Below are 25,339 nucleotides of genomic sequence, written 5' to 3'. Positions count from 1 at the left end.
CGCCGGATCATTCACCGGCCTCCTTGTCGAGCCACTCCCGCAGCTCCTCGCGCAGCGACCGCTGGAACGTGGTCAGCAGCGCCTGCACCACCAGCGGGTGCATGTGGGCGGACAGCGACCGCACCTCCGGCGCCTCCCGTTCGGCGACGGCGTCGCGCAGCAGCCGCGACAGGTCGCGCGCGGCGGCGCGGGAGTGCTCCAGGAGGGCGGTGCGTGCGGCGAGGAGCGTCTCGGGGGAGAAGGGCACGTCGAGCAGCTCGACGCCGAGCCGGAGCAGCCCGACGTCCACCCGGTAGGCGTCGCCGTCGGGCACCACGACGTCCATCGTCCGCAGCCGGTCCACCTCCTCGTCGGTGAGCGGCCGCCCAGCCCGCCTGCCCAGTTCCTCGCGGGTGACCCGCTCCACCGTCTCCGGGGCCCAGGAGGCCACGACCGCGCGGTGGAGCGCCAGGTCGTGGGGGCTCAGGTCGTCCGGCAGCCGCTTGAGATACCGCTCGATGGCGGCCAGCGTCATGCCCTGGTGCTGCAACTCCTCGATCAGCGCCAGTCGCGCCAGGTGCTCCCCGTCGTAGCGTCCCACCCGGCGCGGGCCGATCACGGGCGGGGGCAGCAGCCCCTTGGTGCCGTAGAAGCGGACCGTGCGCACCGTGACGCCGGCCCGCGCGGCCAGCTCGTCGATCGTGAGGGTCCGCCCCCCGGCGTCGGCTGCCTCGGTGTCGGCTGCCTCGGTGTCGGCTGCCTCGGTGTCGCGCGTCGTCATGTACAGCAGTATCGCTGTCCCACCAATGCTGTGACACCTCTTGTGCACCGGGTGGAGACCGGCGGCGGATCTTGTGAGAAGTCACGCTGTGTGACATAAGCCACCGCATGCGCACGCAGCGTCGTGGGAAGGTGCCGTCTTGGTCTGTGCCGCGAGGGTGGTGCGGGCCTTGTCACTGTACGGACGACCTGGGCACATCCCGCCCGGGCGCACCAGAGAGTGGAACCACCCGTGAGCAAGGACGCCGTCGCCACGGCACAGGCCGCCGCCCACCCACAGGCGGCCGAACGACCCGCGGACGCGGGCGACGCCGGCTACAGCAAGGACCTCAAGGCCCGCCACGTCAACATGATCGCCATCGGCGGCGCGATCGGCACCGGCCTCTTCCTCGGCGCCGGCGGGCGGCTGCGCGACGCCGGACCGGCGCTCGCGATCGCCTACCTCGTCGCCGGCGTCTTCGCCTTCTTCGTCGTCAAGGCACTCGGTGAGCTGGTGCTCTACCGGCCCTCCTCCGGATCCTTCGTGTCGTACGCGCGCGAGTTCCTCGGTGAGAAGGGCGCCTACGTCGCCGGCTGGATGTACTTCCTGAACTGGTCGACGACCGGGATCGCCGACATCACCGCGATCGCGCTGTACACGCACTACTGGAGCATGTTCACGAGCATTCCCCAATGGGTGCTCGCGCTGATCGCCCTCGCGGTGGTCCTGGCCGTGAACCTGATCTCGGTGAAGATCTTCGGCGAGATGGAGTTCTGGTTCGCGATCGTCAAGGTCGCCACCCTCGTCGGCTTCATGCTGATCGGCATCTTCCTGCTCGCCACCCAGCACGAGGTGAGCGGGCAGACCCCGGGCGTGGGCATGATCACCGACCACGGCGGCATCCTCCCGCACGGTGTGATGCCCGTGGTCCTCGTCATGCAGGGCGTGATCTTCTCCTACGCGGCCCTGGAGCTGGTCGGCGTCGCCGCAGGCGAGACCGCCGAGCCGCACAGGATCGTTCCCCGTGCGGTGAACTCGATCATGTGGCGGGTGGCCCTGTTCTACGTCGGCTCGGTCGTGCTCCTGGCCCTGCTGCTGCCGAGCTCGCTCTACTCGGGCGACGAGAGCCCCTTCGTCACGGTGCTGTCGGGGATCGGTGTGCCGGCCGCCGGTGACGTGATGAACCTCGTCGTCCTCACCGCCGCGATGTCGTCGCTCAACTCCGGCCTGTACTCCACCGGCCGCATCCTGCGCTCCATGGCGATGGCCGGCTCCGCGCCCAGGTTCACCGGCGTGATGAGCCGCAGCCAGGTCCCCTACGGCGGCATCCTGCTGACCTGCGCGGTCTGCGTCCTCGGTGTCGGACTGAACTACCTGGTGCCGAGCAAGGCATTCGAGATCGTGCTGAACGTCGCCTCCCTGGGCATCATCAGCACGTGGGTGATCATCATGATCTGCCACCTGGTGTTCGTCCGCCGGGCGCGTGCGGGCCTGGTCGAACGGCCGGGCTTCCGGCTGCCCGGCAGCCCCGTCACGGAGATCGTCACGATCGCCTTCCTGCTGGCGGTCATCGGCCTGATGTGGAACGACGAGGAGGTCGGCCGCAAGACCGTGCTCCTGGTGCCCGTGATCGCGGTGATGCTGGTGGCCGGCTGGTTCGGCGTCCGGCGCCGGGTCGCCCACCAGGCCGGGCAGGAGCTGCCGACGCCGAAGGAGTAGCGACCCGGGACCACTGTCAGTGGTGGCCCGTACGGTGGCGTCATGTCGGAGATCAGCTATGTCCGGGGTGACGCCACCGCGCCGTCGGTCAAGGGCGTCAAGATGATCGCCCACGTGTGCAACGACCTCGGCGGCTGGGGCAAGGGCTTCGTCCTGGCCGTCTCCCGCCGCTGGCCCCAGCCGGAGGCGGCGTACCGTGCCTGGCACCGCGACCGCGCGTCCAACGACTTCGGTCTCGGCGCCGTCCAGTTCGTCCAGGTCGAGCCGTACGTGTGGGTGGCCAACATGATCGGTCAGCACGGCATGAGGACCGGCAGCAAGGGCGTCCCCGTGCGCTACGAGGCCATCGGCACCGCGCTCGGCCGCGTCGCCGACCGGGCGGCCGAGCTGGAGGCGTCCGTGCACATGCCCCGCATAGGCTGCGGCCTGGCCGGCGGCAAGTGGTCGCGCGTGGAGCCGCTCATATCCGACCGCCTCGCCCGGCGCGGCATCCCCGTGACCGTCTACGACCACGGGGACGCCGCCTAGGGCCAGTCCGGCCTGCGGCTCAGTGCTCGTGCACGTCGTTCGTCGCGGCGATCTTCTGCCAGGAACGGGGCTGCACGGGCACCGCGGGGGCCTTCGAGAGGGACCGGGCACCCTCCGCCGGGGCGTCCGGCTTCGACGGCTGGAACAGCCACGTGTCGAACAGCGCCGCCAGCGGCTTGCCCGACACCTCCTCGGCGTACCGCTGGAAGTCCGCGACGGACGCGTTGCCGTGGGCGTACTTCGCGGGCCAGCCCTTCAGCACGGTGAAGAAGGCGTCGTCCCCGATCTCGTTGCGCAGCACCTGGACGGCCAGCGCGCCCCGGTCGTAGACGGCGCCGTCGAACTGGTTCTCCGGGCCCGGGTCACCGGGCTTCACCGTCCAGAACGCGTCGTCGGCCGGGTGCGAGGCGTACGTGTAGTCGGCCAGTTCCTGCGCCGTGCCCTCGCCCTCGTGCTCGGACCACAGCCACTGGGCGTACCGAGCGAAGCCCTCGTTGATCCAGATGTCCTTCCAGCCGCGCACCGAGACCAGGTCGCCGTACCACTGGTGGGCCAGCTCGTGCACGACGACGGACACGTTCGACCCGTTCGCGAACTGCCGCGGGCTGTAGAACGGCCGGGTCTGCGTCTCCAGCGCGTACCCGGTGGTGGTGTTCGGCACGTAGCCGCCGAGCGCGTTGAACGGATACGGCCCGAAGTACTCGCTCAGCCAGTCCGCGACCTCCCCGGTCCGCTCCACGCTGGCCCGCGCCGCGCCGTCGTTCGCGCCCAGGTCCCTGCTGTAGGCGTTGACGACCGGGATGCCGCCCTCCGTGGTGCCGGTGGTGAGGTCGAACTTCCCCACCGCCAGCGTGGCGAGGTACGTGGCCTGCGGCTGGTCCGAGCGCCAGTTCCAGCGCGTCCAGCCGAGCCGCGAACTCGTCGACTGGAGCGTGCCGTTGGAGATCGCCTGGGTGCCGTCCGGTACCTGCACCGACACGTCGTAGGTGGCCTTGTCCAGCGGGTGGTCGTTGCTGGGGAACCACCAGGCCGCGGCCTCGGGCTCGTTCGCGGCGATGCCTCCGTCCGGGGTGCGGTGCCAGCTGGTGAAGCCGAACGCCTGCTTCGAGGACGGCACGCCGCTGTAGCGGACGACGACGGTGAGGGGTGTGCCCTTGTCCAGCGGCTTCCTCGGGGTGATCTCCAGCTCCTGCTCGCCCGACGTCGTGAACGATGCCTTGGCGCCGTTCACCCGCACCTCGCCGACGTCCAGCAGGAAGTCGAGGTTGAACCGCGACAGGTCCGCGGTGGTGCGGGCCAGGATCGTCGCCGTCCCCTCCAGCCGGTCGGTGGCCGGCTGGTACTTCAGGCGCAGGTCGTAGTGCGAGACGTCGTATCCGCCGTTGCCGTAGGCCGGGTAGTAGGGGTCGCCGATGCCCGGAGCGCCGGGGGAGTGGGCCGCCGCCGACGCCGGGATCGCCAGCATGAGGGAGGCGGCGCCCAGTGCGCCCGGCACGATGATTCTGCGGTGCACGAAAGCTCCAAGTCGTAGGGGCACGAGATCCGTTCGGAATCTGTTCGGAGCCTATTCAGCCCCTGTGCGCACCGTCATGTCCACGGCCACCCCTGTCACACGATCGCCATCCGGCCGTCATGGGTCACTCCCGGCCCTCTTATGCGCGGGGGTGGACCGATGTACCGTCCGCGCATGCCGATACGCATGCGCCTCACTCTCAAGAGACCGCTCGCGACGGCGGCCCCGGCCCAGTCGTCCGCCGTGCGCGTCGGCCAGGGCCCCGTCGGCCCTCGTGCCGACACGCCGACACCCACCCTGGACCGCCCCCGCACGCCGGCCCGCGTACCGTTCGTCGGCGGCACCGCCGAGACCAGGGCCACCGCCGGTACGGAAACCGCCGCTCCGGCACCCGCGCCGCACCCCACGCACCGTGTCCCGAAGGGAGGCCGATGAACCGCCTGCGCACCCTCACCGCGACCACCGCGGCCCTTGCCGCGTCCCTCCTGGTCCCGTCCCTCCTCGCCGCACCCGCCCACGCCGACGGCGCCGCACCCCACCCGCCCCGCACCGGCTTCGAGCGCACCCACGGCGCCCGCTGGACCACCCAGCCGGAGGAACAGGCCCTCCTGTCCGCCGCCGACCGGGCGAGCGACCGCGTCACCCTCGACCGCATCGGCACCACGAAGCAGAACCGTCCCCTCCAACTCGTGACCATCGGCAGGCCCTCCGCCGCCAACAAGGTGCTCCTCGTGTGCAGCCAGCACGGCGACGAACCCTCCGGCCGGGAGGCATGCCTGACCACCGTGCGGGACCTCGCGTACGCCACCGACCGCACGACCCGGCGCTTCCTGGACCGCACCGCCGTGCTGGTGGTGCCGACCGCCAACCCTGACGGCCGGGCCGCCGACACCCGCGGCAACGGCGACGGCGTCGACGTCAACCGTGACCACCTCGCCCTGGCGACGGCCGAGGCCCGCGCCCTGGCCGCCGTCGTTCGCGACGAGCGCCCCGACGTCATCTACGACCTGCACGAGTACGGCGCCACACCCCCGTACTACGACAAGGACCTCTTCGACCTCTGGCCCCGCAACCTCAACACCGCCGCGCCGGTCCACGACGAGGCCCGCACCCTGTCCGGCGGCTACGTCCGCCCCGCCGCCGAGCACGCCGGGTACTCGACGGGCACGTACGGCATCTGGACCGACCCGGAGACCGGCGACCCCGTCAAACAGACCGCCGGCGACGGCCAGGAACGCATCCTGCGCAACATGTCCGGCGTGAAACACGCGGCCGGCCTGCTCATCGAGAGCCGCGTCGACGCCCTCACCGACGCCGAGCGAGCGGACCCGGCCCTCAACCACCGGCGCCGGGTGGACTCCCAGCTCGCCGCCCTCGACGGCATGTTCCGCTTCGCGGACGAGCGGCGCGGACGCGTCGAGGCGGCCACGGGCGCCGCCCGCCGGGCGGGCCTGGCCGATTCCGGACCCGTCTACCTGGGCGGCGCGGACAACGACCCGGCCGAGGACTCCGAGGTGCTCCGGGACCCGCCCTGCGGCTACCGGCTGACCCCCGCCCAGTACCGGGACGTCGGGGACGAACTCGCCCTGCACGGTGTACAGGTGCGCCCGGCCGGGGAGAAGGGCGCCTACGTACCGCTGCGCCAGTCACAGCGTGCCCTGGTGCCGCTGCTCCTGGACGAGCGCGCGACATACCACGTGACCGCGGGCGAACCGGACACTCGCTGCTGAGGAGGTGAGTTCCGCGTCTTACGTGGTAAGGGCGTAGCGGTGGAGTATTTTCGGCCTGATCGACTGGAAAGGTGCCGCCTGTGACGCAGGACCGACCAAGCGACAAGGAAGAGCACGAAAGAGGCACGCTGCCGGGTTCGGAAGCGGGCCTGCCGGGGCAGGAGCACCGGCCCCGGACCGACCGCGTCGTCTTCGGCGTCACGGCCGTCCTGACCCTGGCGTTCGTCATCTGGGGCGCCGCCGCCACCGACTCGCTGGAGGACGTCTCCAGCAGCATGCTCGGTGGCCTCCTGCACAACGGCGGCTGGGCGTTCACGCTCGCCGCGTCCGGCTTCGTGGTCTTCGCCCTCTGGCTCGCGGCCAGCCGCTACGGCCGCATCCACCTGGGGGCAGAGGGCGAGGAACCCGAGTTCCGGACCGTGTCCTGGGTCGCCATGATGTTCAGCGCGGGCATGGGCATCGGCCTGATGTTCTACGGCGTGAGCGAGCCGCTCGCGCACTACACCACGCCCCCGCCCGGCACCAGCCCGGCCGACTCCGGCGACCGCATGGCCACGGCCATGGCCACCACCCTGTTCCACTGGACGCTCCACCCGTGGGCGATCTACGCGGTGGTCGGCCTGGGCATCGCCTACAGCACCTTCCGCAGGCGCCGCAGGCAGACCATAAGCGCGGTGTTCACCCCGCTCATCGGCGAGAAGCACGCCAACGGCGCCGGCGGCCGGGTCATCGACGTCCTGGCCATCATCGCGACGATCTTCGGCTCCGCGGCCTCGCTCGGCCTCGGCGCGCTCCAGATCGGCTCCGGCATGGAGAAGCTCGACTGGATGGACAAGGTCAGCACCGGACTCCTCGTCGGCATCATCGCCGTGCTGACCGTGGCGTTCGTGGCCTCCGCGATCTCCGGTGTGGAGAAGGGCATCCAGTGGCTGTCCAACACCAACATGGTGCTGGCGCTGCTGCTCGCCGTGTTCGTGTTCATCGCGGGTCCGACCATCCTCATCCTCGACCTGCTGCCGACCTCGGTCTTCGCCTACCTCGGCGACCTGCCCCAGATGGCGGGCCGCACCGAGATCAGCGGCGGCAAGGGGGTCGCGGACTGGCTGGGCAGCTGGACCGTCTTCTACTGGGCGTGGTGGATCTCCTGGACGCCCTTCGTCGGCATGTTCATCGCCCGCATCAGCCGCGGCCGGACGATCCGTCAGTTCATCGGCGGCGTCATCCTGGTGCCCAGCACGGTCAGCCTGATCTGGTTCGCCATCTTCGGCGGCTCGGCGATGCGGCTGCAGGAGCAGAACCGGCTGGGCGACGACTCGACCCCCGAGGGCCAGCTCTTCGGCGTGCTCCAGGAGTACCCCATCGCCACCGCGACCAGCCTGCTGGTGATGATCCTCGTCGGCATCTTCTTCGTCTCCGGCGCCGACGCGGCCTCCATCGTGATGGGCACGCTCTCGCAGAAGGGCGCGCTCGAACCCAGCCGCTGGGTGGTCGTGGTCTGGGGCGTGGTGACGGGCGCCGTCGCGGCCATCATGCTGCTGATCGGCAGCGGCGAGGCGGACGCGCTCACCGGCCTGCAGAACCTCACGATCCTCGCGGCGGCGCCGTTCGTCATCGTGATGATCTTCATGTGCGTCGCACTCATGCGCGACCTGCGCCGCGACCCGCTCATGGTGCGCGGCGAGATGGCCAACGAAGCCGTCGAACTGGCCGTCATCGAGGGTCACAAGCAGTACGAGGGCGAGTTCGAGATCCGGATCGGGCCCGGTCCCGGCACGGACGTGGAGGGCGACCCGATCGGCAAGCACCACAAGGACTGACCCCCGAGGGTCCGGCCGACCGGAACACGTGCGTCAGGAGGCGAGCCGGGCCGCCTCCTGCGCGCAGCCCCAGGCCACGGTGACGCCCGCGCCGCCGTGACCGTAGTTGTGCACCAGCAGCCGCCCGTCCGGCAGTGTCCCGCGCTCCAGCCTGACCGCGTCCCGGGCCGGCCGCAGCCCCACCAGGTGGGCGAGCACCGGCGCCCCGGCGATCTCGGGACGCAGGGCCGCGCACCGCCGCACGATGGCCTCCGCGACCGCCGGGTCCGGCTCGGTCGACCAGGCGTCCTCCTCGGCCGTCCCGCCCAGCAGGAGCCGCCCCGGCTGCGGAAGGAAGTACGTCGTCTCCCCGGAGTCCGCGTCGGCCGAGACCAGCCAGTTGTCGATGCCGGGGTTCTCCACGACGACCAGTTGCCCGCGCACCGGCCGCACGGCCGGGTCCGGCACCAGGTCCCGGGCGCCCAGGCCGGTGCAGTTGACCACCACCGGCGCGTCCGCGTCGGCCAGGTCGGTCACCGCACGGTCCTCCACGGTGCCGCCCGCGGCCAGCAGCCGCTCCCGCAGCCACGGCAGATGAGTCGACATGTCGATGAGCGGCAGCCGCGCCCACAGCCCCGTCCCGGCGTACTCGGCGGCACTCGCCGCACGCAGCCCCGGCAGCCGGGCCGCGGCCCACCCGTCCACCTCGTCCAGGCCGGTCTCGCCGAGCACCCCTTCGAGCATGCGTACGCCGGTCTGCGCGGGCCGGGCCGCCAACTCCTCGTAGACGTCCAGGGAACGCAGCGCCCACGCCTGCGCCAGCGCGACCGGCTCGATCCGGTACGGCCACCACAGTCCGCCCGCGACCACCGAGGTGGTCCGCTCCGCGGGCTCCCGCGTCCACACCCGTACCCGCCTGCCCCGCTCGGCGAGGACGACCGCCGTCGTCAGTCCGATCACCCCGCCGCCGACCACGACGACTTCGCCATCCCGTTCGCCATCCAGTTCGGTTTCCACACCAGGACGTTAACCGAACGACCCGCACCGTGCTCCAAGCGGCTCCGCCGCGGGAATACTCACCGCATGGCTGCCGAGTACGCGACCTTCGGTCTGGCCCCGGCGACGCGCGCCGGCCAGGTCCACACCGACGGCGACTTCCAGGTCCACCGCGACTTCATGGACTTCGTCGTCGACGGACGCCCCCTCCTGTTCCGCCTCAGTGACCTGGACGCGGTCTCCCCGCTCGCCTCCGACGTACCGCCCGCCATCTTCACCGCACAGGTCCGCGGCCTGCTCCTGGAGGCCGACGCGCCCCTGCCCGGCGGCAGGTACGTCATCTACGGCTGCCCCGAGTGCGCCGACCTGGCCTGCGGCGCGGTGACCGCCGTGATCCTGCGGGACGGCGACGACTTCGTCTGGCGGGACTTCGCCTGGCAGACCTCGGAACTCGCCGACCTGGAGCTGAACGGCTACCACGGCATCGGGCCCTACCGCTTCCCCGGCGCCGCATACCGCGAGGCCCTCGCCACCCTTCTCGACGGCGCCCCGCGCCCCCGCCGCCGGGTCCTGCTCATCGGCGCCCGCGTCGCCCTGCTCGCCCGGCTCGCCGCCGCGCTGCGCACCATCGGCATCGGCGCCGACATCACCCAGGACGCCCGCGACGTGCCGGCCGACGAACTGCGGACCTACGGCGCCGTCGCCTTCGGCCGCACGGTCACCGAGGCCCGGCGCGCGTCCGTACGCCGGGCCTTCGCGGACGCCGGCGTGGACGTGGCCCACGTCGACGGCCTGGCCCCGGTCGTCCCGGTGCTCGTCGCCCAGATCGAACACGCCCTGGACCGCGGCCCGGCCGAACGCCGCCGCCTGACCCGCCTGACGGCGAGCGCCGCCGCCGCGGACGTCGAGGTCACCTCGCCCTGCCGGGTACGCCTCACCGCGTACCGCCTGGACCGCCTCCACCGCACGCACGTCCACGAGATCTTCGACGGCGTGCTCGAACCGGGCGGCCACCGCGTCGCCCTGGACGCGGGCGCGATGAAGGGGGAGGCGTACGTGGTGGCGCGGACACCGGGAAGCGTGCTGGTGACGGCCGTGACGCGGGGTGGACCGGGGCCGGTCGAACCCGGCTGAGCGGCCGCGGGAGCGGCGCTAGGATCGACGGTCTGATGACTGCCACCCTCGTCGCCAAGAACCTCGCCGCCGGCCACGGCGACCGCTCCCTGTTCACCGGGCTCGACCTCGTCGTCGCACCCGGCGACGTCATCGGCCTCGTCGGGGCCAACGGCGCGGGGAAGTCCACCCTCCTGCGGATGCTCGCCGGGCTGACCGCCCCGGAGGAGGGGGAGCTGCGCCTGTCCCCGCCCACCGCGGCTGTCGGCCACCTCCCGCAGGAGCCGGAGCGCCGCCCCGGCGAGAGTGTGCGGGAGTTCCTGGCCCGCCGCACCGGCGTCACCGAGGCCCAGCGCGCCATGGACGACGCCACCCAGGCCCTGGTCGACGGCGCACCCGGCGCCGACGACGCCTACGCGAGTGCCCTGGAGCGCTGGCTGGCCCTGGGCGGCGCCGACCTCGACGACCGGGCGGACGAGACCGCCGAGGCGCTGGGCCTGACCGTCGACCTGGACCAGCCGATGACGTCCCTGTCCGGAGGGCAGGCCGCCCGCGCCGGCCTCGCCTCCCTCCTCCTCTCCCGCTACGACGTCTTCCTGCTCGACGAGCCGACCAACGACCTCGACCTGGACGGCCTGGAGCGCCTCGAACGCTTCGTGACCGGCCTGCGCGCCGGCACCGTCGTCGTCAGCCACGACCGCGAGTTCCTCACCCGCACCGTCACCAAGGTCCTCGAGCTCGACCTGGCCCAGCGGCAGATCAACCTCTACGGCGGCGGCTACGAGGCGTACCTGGAAGAACGCGAGGTGGCCCGCCGGCACGCCCGCGACGAGTACGAGGAGTACGCCGACAAACGGGCCTCCCTCCAGGACCGGGCCCAGACGCAGCGCGCCTGGATGGACAAGGGCGTCAAGAACGCCCGGCGCAAGGCGGGCAACGACAACGACAAGATCGGCCGCAAGTTCCGCAGCGAGGCCAGCGAGAAGCAGGCCGCGAAGGCCCGCCAGACCCAGCGCATGATCGAGCGCCTGGACGTCGTCGAGGAACCGCGCAAGGAGTGGGACCTGCGCATGGAGATCGCCTCGGCGCCCCGCTCGGGCGCGGTCGTGGCCACCCTGCGCGACGCCGAGGTACGGCGCGGCGACTTCGTGCTCGGTCCGGTCTCCCTCCAGATCGACTGGGCGGACCGGGTGGCGGTGACGGGAGCCAACGGCGCGGGCAAGTCCACGCTCCTCGGCGCCCTCCTGGGCCGTGTGCCGCTCGACGCCGGGCACGCGGCGCTCGGCTCGGGCGTCCTGCTCGGCGAGGTCGACCAGGCCCGCAAGCTGTTCCACGGCCCCGAGATCCTGCTCGACGCGTTCCGCGCGGCCGTCCCCGACCTGGAACCTGCGGAGATCCGCACCCTGCTGGCCAAGTTCGCCCTCAAGGCCGACCACGTCACGCGCCAGGCGTCGACCCTGTCACCCGGCGAACGCACCCGGGCCGCCCTGGCCCTCCTCCAGGGCCGGGGCGTCAACCTCCTGGTCCTGGACGAGCCGACCAACCACCTCGACCTCCCGGCCATCGAACAGCTCGAATCGGCCCTGGACGCCTACGAGGGCACCCTCCTCCTGATCACCCACGACCGCCGCATGCTGAAGGCGGTAAGCGTGACCCGCCGCCTGGAGGTAACAAACGGCAAGGTGGTGGAACGCACGTAGCTGCGGGCAGTCGTGCCTCCCCCCAGTGCCTGAACGGCCTGGGAGGTACCCCCAGGCGGCACGGGTGGGCGCAGCGGCACCCGGCAAACGCCGGTGAGTGCACCCACCCCTCCGCCCCACCGCCGGAGGCTTACGCCAACCCGGCCCGCCGCAACGCGTCCGCCATCGCCCCGTTGGACGCAGCAGGCGCCGACGACGGCCGCCCCTTACCGCCGGCGGCCTTCCGCTGCCGAGGCGGCCTCCCGCCCCGCTCCTTCTTCGGCTCCCCCTGCGGAGCCGCCTCGTCGTCCAACCGCAACGTCAACGAGATCCGCTTCCGCGGAATGTCGACGTCCATCACCTTCACCTTCACGATGTCCCCGGGCTTCACCACGTCCCGCGGATCCTTCACGAACGTCTTCGACATGGCCGACACATGCACCAGCCCGTCCTGGTGCACACCGACGTCCACGAACGCCCCGAACGCCGCGACGTTCGTGACGACCCCCTCCAGCACCATCCCGGACGCCAGATCGGAGATCTTCTCCACGCCCTCCTTGAAGGTGGCCGTCTTGAAGGCGGGTCGCGGGTCGCGCCCCGGCTTCTCCAGCTCCCGCAGGATGTCCGTGACCGTGGGCAGACCGAACGTCTCGTCCACGAACTGGTCCGGCCTCAGCGACCGCAGTACCGATGTGTTGCCGATCAGTCCGGCCACCTCCTGCCCGGCGGTCTTCACCATCCGCCGCACCACGGGGTACGCCTCGGGGTGCACACTGGACGCGTCCAGCGGGTCGTCCCCGCCCCGGATCCGCAGGAATCCCGCGCACTGCTCGTACGCCTTGGGACCGAGCCGCGACACCTTCTTCAGCGCGGTCCGCGACGTGAACGGCCCGTTCGCGTCGCGGTGCGCCACGATGTTCTCGGCGAGCCCGGAGGTGATGCCGGAGACCCGGGCCAGCAGCGGCGCGGAGGCCGTGTTGACGTCCACCCCCACGCCGTTCACACAGTCCTCGACCACCGCGTCCAGCGAGCGCGACAGCTTCACCTCGGACAGGTCGTGCTGGTACTGGCCGACGCCGATCGACTTCGGGTCGATCTTCACCAGCTCGGCCAGCGGATCCTGCAGCCGCCGCGCGATCGACACGGCGCCGCGCAGCGAGACGTCCATGTCCGGCAGCTCCTGGGAGGCGAAGGCGGAGGCCGAGTACACGGAGGCGCCCGCCTCGGACACCATCACCTTGGTCAGCTTCAACTCGGGGTGCTTGGCGATGAGTTCACCGGCGAGCTTGTCGGTCTCGCGGGAGGCCGTGCCGTTGCCGATGGCGATCAGGTCGACCGCGTGCTCCTTCGCCAGCCGCGCCAGCTTGGCGATCGCCTCGTCCCACCGGTTGGCGGGGACGTGCGGGTGGATCACGTCCGTGGCCACGACCTTGCCGGTCGCGTCGACCACGGCGACCTTCACGCCGGTACGGAACCCGGGGTCGAGGCCGAGCGTCGCCCGGGTGCCCGCCGGGGCGGCCAGCAGCAGGTCGCGGAGGTTCGCCGCGAAGACGTTCACCGCCTCGTCCTCGGCGGCAGTGCGCAGCCGCAGGCGCAGGTCGATGCCGAGGTGCACCAGGATGCGGGTGCGCCAGGCCCAGCGGACCGTGTCGCCCAGCCACTTGTCGGCCGGCCGGCCGCGGTCGGCGATCCCGAACCGGCTCGCGACGATCGCCTCGTACGACGACGGGCCCTCGGTCGCCTCCTCCGGCTCCAGCACGAGGTCGAGCACGTCCTCCTTCTCGCCGCGCAGCATCGCGAGGACGCGGTGCGAGGGCAGCTCGGTGAACGGCTCGGCGAAGTCGAAGTAGTCGGCGAACTTGGCGCCGGCCTCCTCCTTGCCGTCCTTGACCTTGGCGGCGAGCCGCCCACGCCCCCACATCCGCTCGCGCAGCTCGCCGATCAGGTCGGCGTCCTCCGAGAACTTCTCCGTGAGGATCGAGCGTGCCCCGTCCAGGGCCGCCTGCGGATCGGCCACGCCCTTGTCGGCGTCGACGAACGCGGCCGCAGCGGCCACCGGGTCCACCGACGCGTCGGCGAGCAGGCCCTCGGCCAGCGGCTCGAGACCCGCCTCGCGCGCGATCTGCGCCTTCGTGCGCCGCTTCGGCTTGAACGGCAGGTAGATGTCCTCCAGGCGCGCCTTGGTCTCCGCCCCGCGGATGCGCGCCTCCAGCTCCTCCGTGAGCTTGCCCTGCTCGCGCACCGACTCGAGGATCGCCGTGCGCCGCTCCTCCAGCTCCCGCAGATAGCGCAGCCGTTCCTCGAGCGTGCGCAGCTGCGCGTCGTCGAGCATCTCGGTCGCTTCCTTGCGGTAGCGGGCGATGAAGGGCACCGTCGAACCGCCGTCGAGCAGCTCGACCGCGGCCTTCACCTGCCGCTCGCGCACGCCGAGCTCGTCGGCGATCCTGCTTTCGATGGACCCTACGTCGGGTGTCGTCACGATCCCGTACCGCCTTCTCACTGAGGTTGCGCGGCAATTGTGGCAGGCGGGACCGACAATCGGGGACCAGGGCACCGTCCGGGCCGGTCGGAACCGGCGGGTGAGTGGGCCGGAGTCAGACCCGGCGGCCCCTGGTGGCGGACGAGGCCCCGCCGAAGAGCCGGGCCAGGGCCCGGAACGGAAGCGTCACCACGGTGGCGACTGCGCCACCGATCTGGCGCAGTACGTCTGCGATGGCACGGAACACGAGTTGCTCCTTTCGTCTCCCGACCGCTTCGGCCGGGAGACGTACGGGTACCTCCGCAACGGCCTCGCATGCCCGTTCGTACGTCCTGTGCGTGCCCCGGGCGTGTCGCCGGCGGGTCAGCGCCCGGCGAGCAGGTCCGCCGGGAAGGCGCCCGCGCCGAGCGCCGTGCGCGCGAAGGCCGTCCCGAGTTCCGTCAGGCGCGCCACGCCGTCCGCTCCCAGGTGCGCGTAGGGGGCCGCGTCCAGGCGGTCCGTCTCGCGTTCGACGCTCTCGCGCAGCGCCGTGCCCTGCTCGGTCAGCCCGCCGGCCGCGTCGATCAGTCCGCGCTCGCGCAGCCGGCCGACGGCCGCGTCCCACTCCTCCCGGGTCCAGCCCCGGGTGCTGAAGATCCACTTCGGTGCCAGGCCCTTGCCCGTCGCGGTGTGGGTGACCAGCGCCTCCAGGCCGTCCAGGCCCGCGGCGAGGAGTGCGGCGAGGTGCCCGTCGCCGCGGTGCTCGCGCAGCAGCGTCGCCGCGTGCCAGAACGCCAGGTGCGGCGCGTCGGGCACGGGCAGGTCCGCGTGGGCCGAGTAGAGCGGGCGGGCGCTGCGGGTGCAGCCCTCGGCGGCGCGCAGGGCCAGCTCGGCCGCCTCCGCCATCCCGGCCGACGCCACGGCCTCCTCGCCCAGCAGACGGCGCAGCGTCGCGTCCACGGCGCGCACGCGTGCCGCCAGCGCCTGCTCCGGCGTGACCTTCTCCCACACGGCGGGCACGTGCCGGGTGACGAGGTCGTGCTTGTAGTTGTAGAACGCCGCCGTCACGGCACCGGCGCCGACCGGACCCAGCGCGGCGGCGCGCGCCGCGAAGTTGACGGCCGGGGCCTCGGTGACCCCGAGGGCGCCCAGTTCCCGGCCCAGGTCGGGCGAGAAGTAGTGCGTGGAGTGCAGCGAGTTGAGCGCGTTGTGGCAGCGGCGGCTCGCGCGCGGGTCGATGGCGGCAGTTGTCATGCCACGCACGTTACCAACCGCTCAGTACGTACTCGAGGGCTCAGCTGCGCATGGCAGGAAAGGAGGGGTTCTCGTCATTGCGGCCGTACGGCGGCGGGGCGAACAATCGACGGCATGGCACAGCGAACCGGCCGAACCGTACTGGTCATCCTCTTCGACGACGTCCAGAGCCTCGACGTCACCGGCCCCGTGGAGGTCTTCGCGGGTGCCGAGACGCACACGCCGGGCACGTACCGCATCCGCACGGCGTCGCTGGACGGGGCTCCCGTGCGCACCTCCAGCGGTCTGACCGTCGTACCGGACCGGGCGCTCACCGGTGACGTGCCGGAGCCGGACACCCTGGTGGTCCCCGGCGGCCAGGGCTCGCGGGACCCCGACCCGCGCCTGATCGCCTGGCTGGTCGAGAACGGACCGGGCGTCAGGCGCCTGGTCTCCGTCTGCACCGGCGCGATCCTGCTGGCCAGGGCGGGGCTGCTGGACGGCCGCCGCGCCACCACCCACTGGGCCTACAGCGACCGGCTCGCCCGCGACCACCCGGCCGTGGACGTCGACCCCGACCCCATCTACGTCCGGGACGGGCACGTGGCCACGTCCGCGGGCGTCACTTCCGGCATCGACCTGGCCCTCGCCCTGGTGGAGGAGGACCTGGGCCGGGACGTCGCCCTGACCGTCGCCCGGCACCTGGTGGTGTTCCTGCGCAGACCCGGGAACCAGTCCCAGTTCAGCGCCCAGCTCGCCGCGCAGACCGCGCGCAGGGAGCCGCTGCGCCGGCTCCAGCACTGGATCACCGAGCATCCCGGCGCCGATCTGAACGTCGAGTCCCTCGCCGCCCGTGCCAGCCTCTCGCCACGCCACTTCGCCCGCGCCTTCCACGCCGAGACCGGCATGACGCCCGGACGGTACGTCGACCGGGTCCGCCTGGAACACGCCCGGCGGCTCCTGGAGGACACCGGCGACGGCGTCGAGGAGGTCTCCCGCGCCAGCGGTTACGGCACCCCGGAGGCCATGCGCCGCGCCTTCGTCAAGGCCCTCGGCACCTCACCGGCGGAGTACCGCCGCCGCTTCAGGCCCGCACCGGTCCGCTGAAGCCCCTGCCCGCACCACCGTCACCGACCGACCCCGGGAGGAAACACGTGCAGATCGCCATCGTCCTCTTCGACCGCTACACCGCCCTCGACGCCGTGGGCCCGTACGAGACCCTCGGCCGTCTGCCGGGCGCGGAGACCGTCTTCGTGGCCGAACGCACCGGTCCCGTCCGCACCGACACCCAAGACCTCGCCCTGACCGCCGACCGGACGCTGGCCGACGTCCCCGGCCCCGACATCGTCGTCGTCCCCGGCGGTCCCGGCCAGACGCCGCAGATGGAGAACGAGACCCTGCTGGACTGGCTGCGTGCCGCCGACGCCACCAGCACCTGGACCACGTCCGTGTGCACGGGCTCCCTGCTGCTCGCCGCCGCCGGACTGCTGGAAGGGCGCCGCGCCACCTCGCACTGGCTGGCGCTGGACTTCCTGAAGCGGTTCGGCGTCGAGCCGACCGGGGAACGGGTCGTCACCGACGGCAAGTACGTCACCGCGGCCGGTGTCTCCTCCGGCATCGACATGGGGCTGACCCTGCTCGGCCGGATCGCCGGCGACGAGCACGCCCGGGCCGTGCAGCTGCTGACCGAGTACGACCCGCAGCCGCCCTACGACGCCGGGTCACCGGCCAAGGCGCCCGCGCACCTCGTCGAGGAGCTCCGCGGCCGGAGCCGCTTCATCCTGACGTAGCTCCGTTCCAGCCGAACCGTGGCTGCCTGCGCTCCAGGAAGGCGGCGACTCCCTCCACGGTGTCGCCGCTGCGGCGCGCCTGCGCCGTCCAGTGGGCGTCCCGGTCCGTGCGCCCGTTCGCGAACTCCTTCGCCGCGGCCTGCGTCAGCAGGGAGCGGGACGCCAGTACCCGGGTGAACTCCGCCACCCGTTTGTCCAACTCGCCCTCCGGCAGCACCTCGTCCACCAGTCCGGTGCGCAGCGCCCGTGCGGCGTCGATCAACTCGCCGCTGAACAGCAGGTACTTCGCGGTGGCGGGCCCGGTCAACGCCACCAGCCGACGGGTGGCGGACGCCGCGTACACGACCCCCAGCTTGGCCGGGGTCACGCCGAACAGCGCCGTCTCCTCGGCGAACCGCAGGTCGCAGGCGGCCGCCAACTGCGCCCCGCCGCCCACGCAGTGCCCCCGGACCGCCGCGAGCGTCGGCTTGGGGAAGGCGGCGAGGGCCTCCTCGGCCCGCACGGCCAGCTCCTGCGCCTCCTCGGCCGACTCGCGCAGGGTCGAGATGTCGGCCCCGGCGCAGAAGGTCCCGCCCTCGCCGGTGAGTACCAGCGCCCGCACCCCGGGATCGGCGGCCAGGTCCTCGAGGACACGGGGCAGCGCCCGCCACATCGCGACCGTCATGGCGTTGCGCTTGGCCGGGTGGTGGATGACGACGGTGGCGACCGAGTCGGCGACCCGGCGCAGCAGCTGCGGCTCCATGGACCGGATGCTATCCACCGGCCCCCGCACCGCGAACGCTCGGGCAGGCGGAACAGGAACGGTCCCGTGTCATGCGTCAACGATCAGAAATCGCTCGATACATGCTGACTTGTGTTCAGTCCTCCGGTGCGGCGCGACGCGTTACCAACACTCAGGGGTGTGGTGACAATCGAGCCCAGGGGTGGCGACCGGACGATGGACGAGACCGGGCCCACCGGGCCGCTGCCGTACGAAGGTGTCTGGCGGTTCACCGCCCCCGCCGTGGACGCCTCGGTGCCGCAGGCCCGGCACGCCGTGCGCGACCTGCTGACCCGCCAGGGCGTGCCGGTCTCCGACGACGTGACCCAGGCCCTGCTGCTGATCGTCTCGGAGCTGGTCACGAACGCGGTCCGGCACGCGGCGGTGCTCTCGCCGGTGCTCGCCGTGGAGGTCGCCGTCGGGCCCGAGTGGGTGCGGGTGGCCGTGGAGGACGACCACCCCTACCGCCCGACCGCCCTGGAGACCGACCACGGCCGCACCGGCGGACGCGGCCTGCTCCTGGTCCGTGAGATCACCCGGGAGGCGGGCGGGGCCTGCGACGTGGCCCACACCGCGAGCGGCGGCAAGGTGATCTGGGCCGCCCTGCCGCTCAAGCACGCCGCGCGTTAGATCACCATCCCGCGGACGGGCCCGTCAGCTCCCGTACGGCCGGGCGGGCCGCGTCAAGCACCGTCATGAACCACGCCGAGAAGGTGTCCTTCGCATGCCGCTCGGTCAGCTCCGCCGGGGACACGAAGGCCGTACCGGCCACCTCCTCCGGGTCCGGGCGCGGCTCGGCCTGGACCAGGCCGACGAAGAGATGGTTGTACTCCTGCTCGACCAGCCCGGAGGCCGGGTCCGGGTGGTTGTAGCGCACCGTTCCCGCCTCGGCGAGCAGGGACGGCGACACCCCCAGCTCCTCGTACGTCCGCCGGGCCGCCGCGGCGAACGGCGCCTCACCGGGGTAGGGGTGACCGCAGCAGGTGTTCGACCACACACCGGGGGAGTGGTACTTGCCCAGCGCCCGCTGCTGGATCAGCAGCCGCCCCCGCTCGTCGAAGAGGAACACGGAGAAGGCGCGGTGCAGCCGCCCCGGCGGCTGGTGCGCGGAGAGCTTCTCCGCGGTGCCGATCGTCACGCCGTTCTCGTCGACCAGTTCCAGCAAAATGGCGTCTGCGGTGCCGTTCGACGAGCTGGGCGTCGCGGTGGCAGGAGTGATCGGCATACCCATCCTTCACATCGGTCCTCGCGCCCCAAGTGTGCCGTACGAATCCGGCACTCTCGGCACTTCCCGGCCCACCCGCATGTCCTGCGTGCCCGCGCCGGCACCGGGGCGACCGGTCGGACACCGAGCAGGGGTCCGATCAGTGATCGTTCCCGGGGGCGCGCCCGGGGAACCCTTGGGGGAGCCGGGGACCCCTTGGGGTGGAGCGATCGGGGGCGCGTGCCGGTGCGCACGCGCCCCCGTCGTCCGTCGCGCCGCCCCGGCTCAGCGACACAGCCGGGCCTCGTGCTCCGCGTGACCGCTGGGCTCCAGCTGGAAGGTGCAGTGCTCCACGTCGAAGTGGTCGCCCAGGCAGCCCTGCAGCTCGTGGAGCATCTTCTCGTGGCCGATCGCGCTCAGCGCCTCGCCGTCCACCACCACGTGCGCCGACAGCACGGGCATGCCCGAGGTGATGGTCCAGGCGTGCAGGTCGTGCACGTCCTCGACCCCGTCGAGGGCCAGTATGTGGCTGCGCACCTCGGCGATGTCCACGCCCTTGGGAGCCGCCTCGAGGAGCACGTCCAGGGTCTCGCGCAGCAGGCGCCAGGTGCGCGGCACGATCATCAGGCCGATGAGCAGCGAGGCGATCGGGTCGGCCGGCTGCCAGCCCGTGCCCAGGATCACCAGCGCCGAGACGATCACCGCCAGGGAGCCCAGCGCGTCCGCGGCCACCTCCAGGAAGGCGCCCCGCACGTTCAGGCTCTCCTTCTGGCCGCGCATCAGCAGCGACAGCGACACCATGTTCGCCACCAGACCGATCGCGCCGAAGACGACGGTCGGGCCGCCCGCCGTGTCGGCCGGAGTGACGAACCGGTCGATCGCCTCGTACAGGACGTAGCCGCCGACCCCGAGCAGCAGCAGACAGTTGGCCAGGGCGGCCAGGATCTCGGCGCGGGCGTAGCCGAAGGTGCGGCGGTCGCTCGGCGGGCGGCTCGCGAAGTGGACGGCCAGCAGGGCCATGCCGAGCCCCAGGGCGTCCGTCGCCATGTGCGCGGCGTCGGCGATCAGCGCGAGCGAGTCGGCGACCAGACCGCCGACGATCTCGACGACCATGACGGTGAGGGTGATCGCCAGCGCCACCCGCAGCCTGCCCCGGTAGGCGGCCGTCGCCGTCCCGCCGGCATGCCCCCCGTGCGTGTGTCCGTGATCGTGCCCAGCCCCCATGAGAAAGCCGCCTCCCTGTGCCTGTCGGCGTCCGGTGACCCGGTGCCCGGAGAACAGTCAACTACGGGTAGGGGGTATACGGCAACGCGGCACTGAACACCGTTGTCATGTGCCCTGACCTGCGAAAACGTTCCGCAGGTCAGGGCTGTGGAGGGCATTCGGAAGCGCGGCGTCCGCCAGGTGGCGTACTGGGGCGCGGAAGGTCGCCCTGACCCTGCGCGCACAACCGTCGACACTGTGCGATGTCCGCGATGCCCGGTCTGGGAGTGCGGTTTGTGGGGCGGGCACCGCATCCACGATGATGATCGCGGCAAAGGCGGGAGCAAGCGGCGTCGACCGACCGTGAAACGGGCGGTGAACACGGCGTTCCCGGCATCCGATAACCTCTGCCGACATGCCGCCCGGGTGCCCCAGGCACGGGCGCTCCACCATGCACAGGCCCGGCGTCCAGGCGCCGGCACCAGGGAGTGAGTTCGGTTGCCGACCGCCATCCTCACCGGTCAGCCGGTCCCCGGTTCGTCGATCGAGAGCGAGCTGCGGTCCCTGGGCTTCGACGTGCACCTCGCCTCCGGCGCCGCCGACACCGAGACCCTCCTGGCCCGGGCCCCGGGCGACGAACGGGTCGCCGTCGTCGACGCCCGTTTCGTGGGCCACCCGCACGCCCTGCGCCTCGGCCTCACCGACCCCCGCTTCCCGCTCGCCGCGATCCCGGGCGCCGTCACCGCCCAGCCCGCCGCCCGTCAGACGCTGACCCGAGCGATGGCCCGGGAGAACTCGGCCGCCGGCGGCGGCACCGTGCTGGCGGTGGACAGCCTCGCCGACCGGATCACCGCAGCCCTCGACGCCGACGGCGCCGAGGTGCACCGCCCCGAGCTGGGCCGCCTCGTCGCCGCCGTCCCCGCCGACCCGCAGGCCCGCAACGAGGCACGGCAGGCCGTCGCCGCCGTCGACGACGAGGCCGTACGCCTGAAGTCGGCGGTCAAGGCCCGCGACGGCTTCGTCACCACGTTCCTGATCAGCCCCTACTCCCGCTACATCGCCCGCTGGTGCGCGCGGCGCGGGCTGACCCCCAACCAGGTCACCACCGCCTCGCTGATCACCGCGCTGATAGCGGCGGGCTGCGCCGCCACCGGCACCCGCGCCGGCTTCGTCGCCGCCGGCGTGCTGCTCATCGCCTCCTTCGTCCTCGACTGCACCGACGGGCAGCTCGCCCGCTACTCCCTGCAGTACTCCACGCTCGGCGCCTGGCTCGACGCCACCTTCGACCGGGCCAAGGAGTACGCCTACTACGCGGGCCTCGCCCTCGGGGCCGCCCGCGGCGGCGACGACGTGTGGGCCCTGGCACTCGGCGCGATGGTCCTGCAGACCTGCCGGCACGTCGTGGACTTCTCCTTCAACGAGGCCAACCACGACGCCACCGCCAACACGAGCCCCACCGCCGCCCTCTCCGGCAAGCTCGACAGCGTCGGCTGGACGGTCTGGGTGCGCCGCATGATCGTGCTGCCCATCGGTGAACGCTGGGCCATGATCGCCGTGCTGACCGCGCTCACCACGCCCCGGATCACCTTCTACGCGCTGCTGATCGGCTGCGCGTTCTCCGCGACGTACACCACCGCGGGCCGCGTGCTGCGCTCGCTGACCCGCAGGGCCACCCGCACCGACCGCGCGGCGAAGGCACTGGCCGACCTCGCCGACTCGGGACCGCTCGCCGAGGCCGCCGCCAGGGGCCTGCGCGGCACCGCCCGCCGGCTGCCCGCGATCACCGCCCCCGCCGTCGCGCTCCTCGGCGGAGCCGCCGTCGTCGCCACCGCCGCGCTCACCGACTTCGGCGGCCGCTGGCCGCTGGTCGCCGCGCTCGTGTACGTGCTGACCTCCGCCCTCGCCGTCGCCCGCCCCCTCAAGGGCGCCCTCGACTGGCTGGTCCCGCCGTTCTTCCGGGCCGCCGAGTACCTCACCGTCCTGGTACTGGCCGCGAAGGCCGACGTGAACGGGGCCCTTCCGGCGGCTTTCGGGCTGGTGTCCGCGGTCGCCTACCATCACTACGACACGGTCTACCGCATCCGCGGCGACGCGGGCGCGCCGCCGCAGTGGCTGGTGCGGACGGTCGGGGGGCACGAGGGCCGCACGCTGGTGATCTGCGCGCTGGCCGTGCTGCTCACCGCCTCACAGTTCAAGCTCGCGCTCACGGTTCTCGCCGTGGCCGTGGCACTCGTGGTGCTCGTCGAGAGCATCCGCTTCTGGGTCGCCGCCCACAAGGTCGGCGCACCCGCCGTACACGACGAAGGAGAACCCGCATGATCGGCCTCGTGCTGGCGGCCGGCGCCGGCCGGCGTCTGCGCCCCTACACCGACACCCTGCCCAAGGCACTGGTGCCGGTCGGCCCCGAGGGGGCGGAGGACAGCATCACGGTCCTCGACCTGACCCTGGCGAACTTCGCCGAGGTCGGCCTGACCGAGGTCGGGATCATCGTCGGCTACCGCAAGGAGGCCGTGTACGACCGCAAGGAGGAGCTGGAGCAGAAGTACGGCGTCAAGCTCACCCTCATCGACAACGACAAGGCCGAGGAGTGGAACAACGCCTACTCCCTGTGGTGCGGCCGTGACGCCCTCAAGGACGGCGTGATCCTCGCCAACGGCGACACCGTGCACCCGGTCTCCGTCGAGAAGACCCTGCTCGCCGCCCGCGGCGACGGCAAGAACATCATCCTCGCCCTCGACACGGTGAAGTACCTCGCCGAGGAGGAGATGAAGGTCGTCGTCGACCCCGACAAGGGCGTCCAGCGCATCACCAAGCTCATGGACCCGGCCGAGGCGACCGGCGAGTACATCGGCGTCACCCTCATCGAGGGCGAGGCCGCCGCCGACCTGGCCGACGCGCTGAAGGCCACCTTCGAGCGCGACCCGCAGCTGTACTACGAGGACGGCTACCAGGAGCTGGTCAACCGCGGCTTCAAGGTCGACGTGGCTCCGATCGGCGACGTCAAGTGGGTGGAGATCGACAACCACGACGACCTCGCCAAGGGCAGGGAGATCGCGTGCCTGTACTGACGAGGCTCATCCCGTCGCCGGTCGTCGTGGACATCCGCGCGGGTGCCCTCGACGACCTGGGGGGTGTGCTCGCCGACGAGCGCATCTCCCACTCGGGCAAGCTCGCCGTCGCCGTCAGCGGCGGCTCCGGCGCCCGGCTGCGCGACCGCGTCGCCCCGTCACTGCCCGGCGCCGACTGGTACGAGGTCGGCGGCGGCACCCTGGACGACGCGATCAAGCTCGCCGGCGCCATGAAGGGCGGCCACTACGACGCGGTCGTCGGCCTCGGCGGCGGCAAGATCATCGACTGCGCCAAGTTCGCGGCGGCGCGCATCGGCCTCCCGCTGGTCGCCGTGCCGACCAACCTCGCGCACGACGGCCTGTGCTCCCCGGTCGCCACCCTCGACAACGACGCGGGCCGCGGCTCCTACGGCGTGCCCAACCCGATCGCCGTCGTCATCGACCTGGACGTCATCCGCGCGGCCCCGGCCCGCTTCGTGCGTGCCGGCATCGGCGACGCCGTCTCCAACGTCTCCGCGATCGCGGACTGGGAGCTGGCCAACCGCATCAAGGGCGAGCGGATCGACGGCCTGGCCGCGGCCATGGCCCGGCAGGCCGGCGAGGCCGTGCTCCGGCATCCCGGCGGCATCGGCGACAACGAGTTCCTGCAGGTGCTGGCCGAGGCGCTGGTGCTCAGCGGCATCGCCATGTCGGTCTCCGGCGACTCGCGGCCGTCCTCGGGCGCCTGCCACGAGATCAACCACGCCTTCGACCTGCTCTACCCCGAGCGCGCGGCCGCCCACGGCGAGCAGTGCGGCCTGGGCGCGGCCTTCGCGATGTACCTGCGCGGAGCCCACGAGGAGTCCGCCCACATGGCCGAGGTGCTGCGGCGGCACGGGCTGCCGGTGCTGCCCGAGGAGATCGGGTTCACGCCCGAGGAGTTCTTCCGGGCCGTGGAGTTCGCCCCCCAGACCCGCCCCGGCCGTTACACGATCCTCGAGCACCTCGACCTGAAAACCGACCAGATCAAGGACCTGTACGCCGACTATGTCAAGGCCATCGGTAGCTGAACTACGCCCGGTCGTCCATCCCGCGGGGGTCAAGGACCGGCGCAGCGGTGAGCACTGGGCGGGACGCCTCTACATGCGCGAGGTCTCGCTGCGGATCGACCGCTACCTGGTGAACACCAGGATCACGCCCAACCAGCTCACGTACCTGATGACCGTCTGCGGCGTGCTCGCGGCCCCCGCGCTGCTCGTGCCGGGCATCTGGGGCGCCGTGCTCGGCGTGGTCGCGGTCCAGCTGTACCTGCTGCTGGACTGCGTCGACGGCGAGATCGCCCGCTGGAAGAAGCAGTACTCGCTCGGCGGCGTCTACCTGGACCGGGTCGGCGCCTACCTGACCGACGCCGCCGTCCTGGTCGGCCTCGGCCTGCGCGCCGCCGACCTCTGGGGCACCGGACGCATCGACTGGCTGTGGGCCTTCCTCGGCACCCTGGCCGCACTCGGCGCCATCCTGATCAAGGCCGAGACCGACCTGGTGGGCGTCGCCCGACACCAGGCCGGGATGGAGCCCGTGAAGGAGGCCGCCTCCGAGATCCGCTCCTCCGGCATGGCGCTGGCCCGCCGGGCCGCCGGGGCGCTCAAGTTCCACCGGCTGATCCTCGGCATCGAGGCGTCCCTGCTGATCCTGGTCCTCGCGATCGTCGACCAGGCGCGCGGCGACCTGTTCTTCACCCGCCTCGGCACCGCCGTACTCGCCGGCATCGCGCTGCTGCAGACCCTGCTGCACCTGGTGTCCGTCCTCGCCTCCAGCAGGCTGAAGTGAGCGC

At 72.3% G+C, this 25,339-nt stretch carries 23 protein-coding genes; 14 read left to right on the top strand and 9 right to left on the bottom strand.

Going from position 1 to position 25,339, the window contains the following annotated elements:
- Positions 1-7: 7 nt before the first annotated feature.
- Positions 8-760 carry a MerR family transcriptional regulator gene (locus IE258_RS27790; protein WP_229892469.1) on the bottom strand — a complete coding sequence of 251 codons (753 nt, stop codon included), beginning with the start codon at positions 758-760 and terminating at the stop codon, positions 8-10.
- A 231-nt stretch (positions 761-991) separates the two neighbouring features.
- Here IE258_RS27790 and IE258_RS27785 point away from each other — a divergent pair, with 231 nt between their 5' ends.
- Both IE258_RS27785 and IE258_RS27780 read left to right on the top strand, forming a co-directional pair.
- A complete protein-coding gene (locus tag IE258_RS27785) occupies positions 992-2,458 on the top strand; it encodes an amino acid permease (RefSeq protein WP_189747852.1) in 1,467 nt (488 codons plus the stop codon).
- Between the two features lie 42 nt (positions 2,459-2,500).
- Positions 2,501-2,986 (top strand): macro domain-containing protein, encoded by a 486-nt coding sequence (locus IE258_RS27780; RefSeq protein WP_189747850.1) that lies wholly within the window; start codon positions 2,501-2,503, stop codon positions 2,984-2,986.
- Positions 2,987-3,005: 19 nt separating this feature from the next.
- Here the strand turns inward: IE258_RS27780 and IE258_RS27775 are convergent, their stop codons facing one another.
- Complete coding sequence (locus IE258_RS27775) at positions 3,006-4,499, bottom strand: M1 family metallopeptidase (RefSeq protein WP_189747849.1); 1,494 nt, start codon at positions 4,497-4,499, stop codon at positions 3,006-3,008.
- A 174-nt stretch (positions 4,500-4,673) separates the two neighbouring features.
- On the opposite strand from IE258_RS27775, the gene IE258_RS27770 reads away from it, so the two are divergent.
- The 3 genes from IE258_RS27770 to IE258_RS27760 all read left to right on the top strand — a co-directional run bounded on the left by IE258_RS27770 (position 4,674) and on the right by IE258_RS27760 (position 8,046).
- A complete protein-coding gene (locus IE258_RS27770) occupies positions 4,674-4,934 on the top strand; it encodes a hypothetical protein (RefSeq protein WP_229892491.1) in 261 nt (86 codons plus the stop codon).
- A complete protein-coding gene (locus IE258_RS27765; RefSeq protein ID WP_189747846.1) occupies positions 4,931-6,229 on the top strand; it encodes a M14 family zinc carboxypeptidase in 1,299 nt (432 codons plus the stop codon). Before IE258_RS27770 ends, IE258_RS27765 begins: the two co-directional genes overlap by 4 nt.
- Before the next feature lie 80 nt (positions 6,230-6,309).
- Positions 6,310-8,046 (top strand): BCCT family transporter, encoded by a 1,737-nt coding sequence (locus IE258_RS27760; RefSeq protein WP_189747845.1) that lies wholly within the window; start codon positions 6,310-6,312, stop codon positions 8,044-8,046.
- Positions 8,047-8,079: 33 nt separating this feature from the next.
- On the opposite strand, the gene IE258_RS27755 is transcribed toward IE258_RS27760, so the two are convergent.
- Positions 8,080-9,042 carry an FAD-dependent oxidoreductase gene (locus tag IE258_RS27755; protein ID WP_189747844.1) on the bottom strand — a complete coding sequence of 321 codons (963 nt, stop codon included), beginning with the start codon at positions 9,040-9,042 and terminating at the stop codon, positions 8,080-8,082.
- A gap of 66 nt (positions 9,043-9,108) precedes the next feature.
- Between IE258_RS27755 and IE258_RS27750 the strand changes: the two genes are divergently transcribed.
- Together IE258_RS27750 and IE258_RS27745 are read left to right on the top strand one after the other, a co-directional pair.
- Positions 9,109-10,155 carry an oxidoreductase gene (locus IE258_RS27750; RefSeq protein WP_189747843.1) on the top strand — a complete coding sequence of 349 codons (1,047 nt, stop codon included), beginning with the start codon at positions 9,109-9,111 and terminating at the stop codon, positions 10,153-10,155.
- Positions 10,156-10,190: 35 nt separating this feature from the next.
- The gene (locus tag IE258_RS27745) at positions 10,191-11,834 is read left to right on the top strand and encodes an ABC-F family ATP-binding cassette domain-containing protein (RefSeq protein WP_189747842.1); all 1,644 of its coding nucleotides are present in this window, start codon (positions 10,191-10,193) and stop codon (positions 11,832-11,834) included.
- Positions 11,835-11,964: 130 nt separating this feature from the next.
- Here IE258_RS27745 and IE258_RS27740 read toward each other — a convergent pair whose 3' ends face one another.
- From IE258_RS27740 to IE258_RS27735, 3 genes are all read right to left on the bottom strand, one after another.
- Positions 11,965-14,292: a Tex family protein gene (locus tag IE258_RS27740; protein WP_189747840.1), complete on the bottom strand. Its 2,328-nt coding sequence runs from the start codon at positions 14,290-14,292 to the stop codon at positions 11,965-11,967.
- Between the two features lie 115 nt (positions 14,293-14,407).
- Complete coding sequence (locus IE258_RS41770) at positions 14,408-14,539, bottom strand: LPFR motif small protein (protein ID WP_007389050.1); 132 nt, start codon at positions 14,537-14,539, stop codon at positions 14,408-14,410.
- A gap of 116 nt (positions 14,540-14,655) precedes the next feature.
- Entirely contained in the window at positions 14,656-15,525 is an 870-nt protein-coding gene (locus IE258_RS27735; protein WP_189747838.1) for an SCO6745 family protein, read from the bottom strand.
- Positions 15,526-15,639: 114 nt separating this feature from the next.
- On the opposite strand from IE258_RS27735, the gene IE258_RS27730 reads away from it, so the two are divergent.
- On the top strand, positions 15,640-16,611 hold the full coding sequence (locus IE258_RS27730; protein WP_189747836.1) for a GlxA family transcriptional regulator: 972 nt from the start codon (positions 15,640-15,642) through the stop codon (positions 16,609-16,611).
- Between the two features lie 47 nt (positions 16,612-16,658).
- Complete coding sequence (locus tag IE258_RS27725) at positions 16,659-17,294, top strand: DJ-1/PfpI family protein (RefSeq protein WP_189747834.1); 636 nt, start codon at positions 16,659-16,661, stop codon at positions 17,292-17,294.
- Here the strand turns inward: IE258_RS27725 and IE258_RS27720 are convergent.
- Entirely contained in the window at positions 17,281-18,036 is a 756-nt protein-coding gene (locus tag IE258_RS27720; RefSeq protein ID WP_189747832.1) for an enoyl-CoA hydratase/isomerase family protein, read from the bottom strand. The genes IE258_RS27725 and IE258_RS27720 overlap by 14 nt on opposite strands.
- 195 nt (positions 18,037-18,231) lie before the next feature.
- Between IE258_RS27720 and IE258_RS27715 the strand changes: the two genes are divergently transcribed.
- Positions 18,232-18,684, top strand: a complete 453-nt coding sequence (locus IE258_RS27715) for an ATP-binding protein (RefSeq protein ID WP_189748145.1) — start codon at positions 18,232-18,234, stop codon at positions 18,682-18,684.
- A 1-nt stretch (position 18,685) separates the two neighbouring features.
- Here IE258_RS27715 and idi read toward each other — a convergent pair whose 3' ends face one another.
- Positions 18,686-19,279 (bottom strand): isopentenyl-diphosphate Delta-isomerase, encoded by a 594-nt coding sequence (gene idi / locus IE258_RS27710; protein WP_189747830.1) that lies wholly within the window; start codon positions 19,277-19,279, stop codon positions 18,686-18,688.
- Between the two features lie 264 nt (positions 19,280-19,543).
- Positions 19,544-20,482 (bottom strand): cation diffusion facilitator family transporter, encoded by a 939-nt coding sequence (locus IE258_RS27705; RefSeq protein ID WP_189747828.1) that lies wholly within the window; start codon positions 20,480-20,482, stop codon positions 19,544-19,546.
- Positions 20,483-20,959: 477 nt separating this feature from the next.
- On the opposite strand from IE258_RS27705, the gene IE258_RS27700 reads away from it, so the two are divergent.
- Genes IE258_RS27700 through IE258_RS27685 form a run of 4 tightly spaced genes read left to right on the top strand, consistent with a single transcriptional unit; the run spans position 20,960 to position 25,335 of the window.
- Positions 20,960-22,780 (top strand): DUF5941 domain-containing protein, encoded by a 1,821-nt coding sequence (locus tag IE258_RS27700; RefSeq protein ID WP_189747826.1) that lies wholly within the window; start codon positions 20,960-20,962, stop codon positions 22,778-22,780.
- Complete coding sequence (locus IE258_RS27695) at positions 22,777-23,529, top strand: phosphocholine cytidylyltransferase family protein (RefSeq protein WP_189747825.1); 753 nt, start codon at positions 22,777-22,779, stop codon at positions 23,527-23,529. Before IE258_RS27700 ends, IE258_RS27695 begins: the two co-directional genes overlap by 4 nt.
- On the top strand, positions 23,517-24,578 hold the full coding sequence (locus IE258_RS27690) for an iron-containing alcohol dehydrogenase family protein (protein ID WP_159325861.1): 1,062 nt from the start codon (positions 23,517-23,519) through the stop codon (positions 24,576-24,578). The genes IE258_RS27695 and IE258_RS27690 overlap by 13 nt, the downstream gene beginning before the upstream one ends.
- Positions 24,556-25,335, top strand: coding sequence for a CDP-alcohol phosphatidyltransferase family protein (locus IE258_RS27685; RefSeq protein WP_161378812.1), 780 nt, complete (start codon positions 24,556-24,558; stop codon positions 25,333-25,335). Before IE258_RS27690 ends, IE258_RS27685 begins: the two co-directional genes overlap by 23 nt.
- Positions 25,336-25,339 lie beyond the last annotated feature (4 nt).

The organism is Streptomyces tendae (assembly GCF_014650435.1).
GTDB classification, from domain to species: domain Bacteria; phylum Actinomycetota; class Actinomycetes; order Streptomycetales; family Streptomycetaceae; genus Streptomyces; species Streptomyces tendae.
Note: the sequence above shows the minus strand (reverse complement) of the source record. Positions and strands in the feature narration are given on the sequence as shown.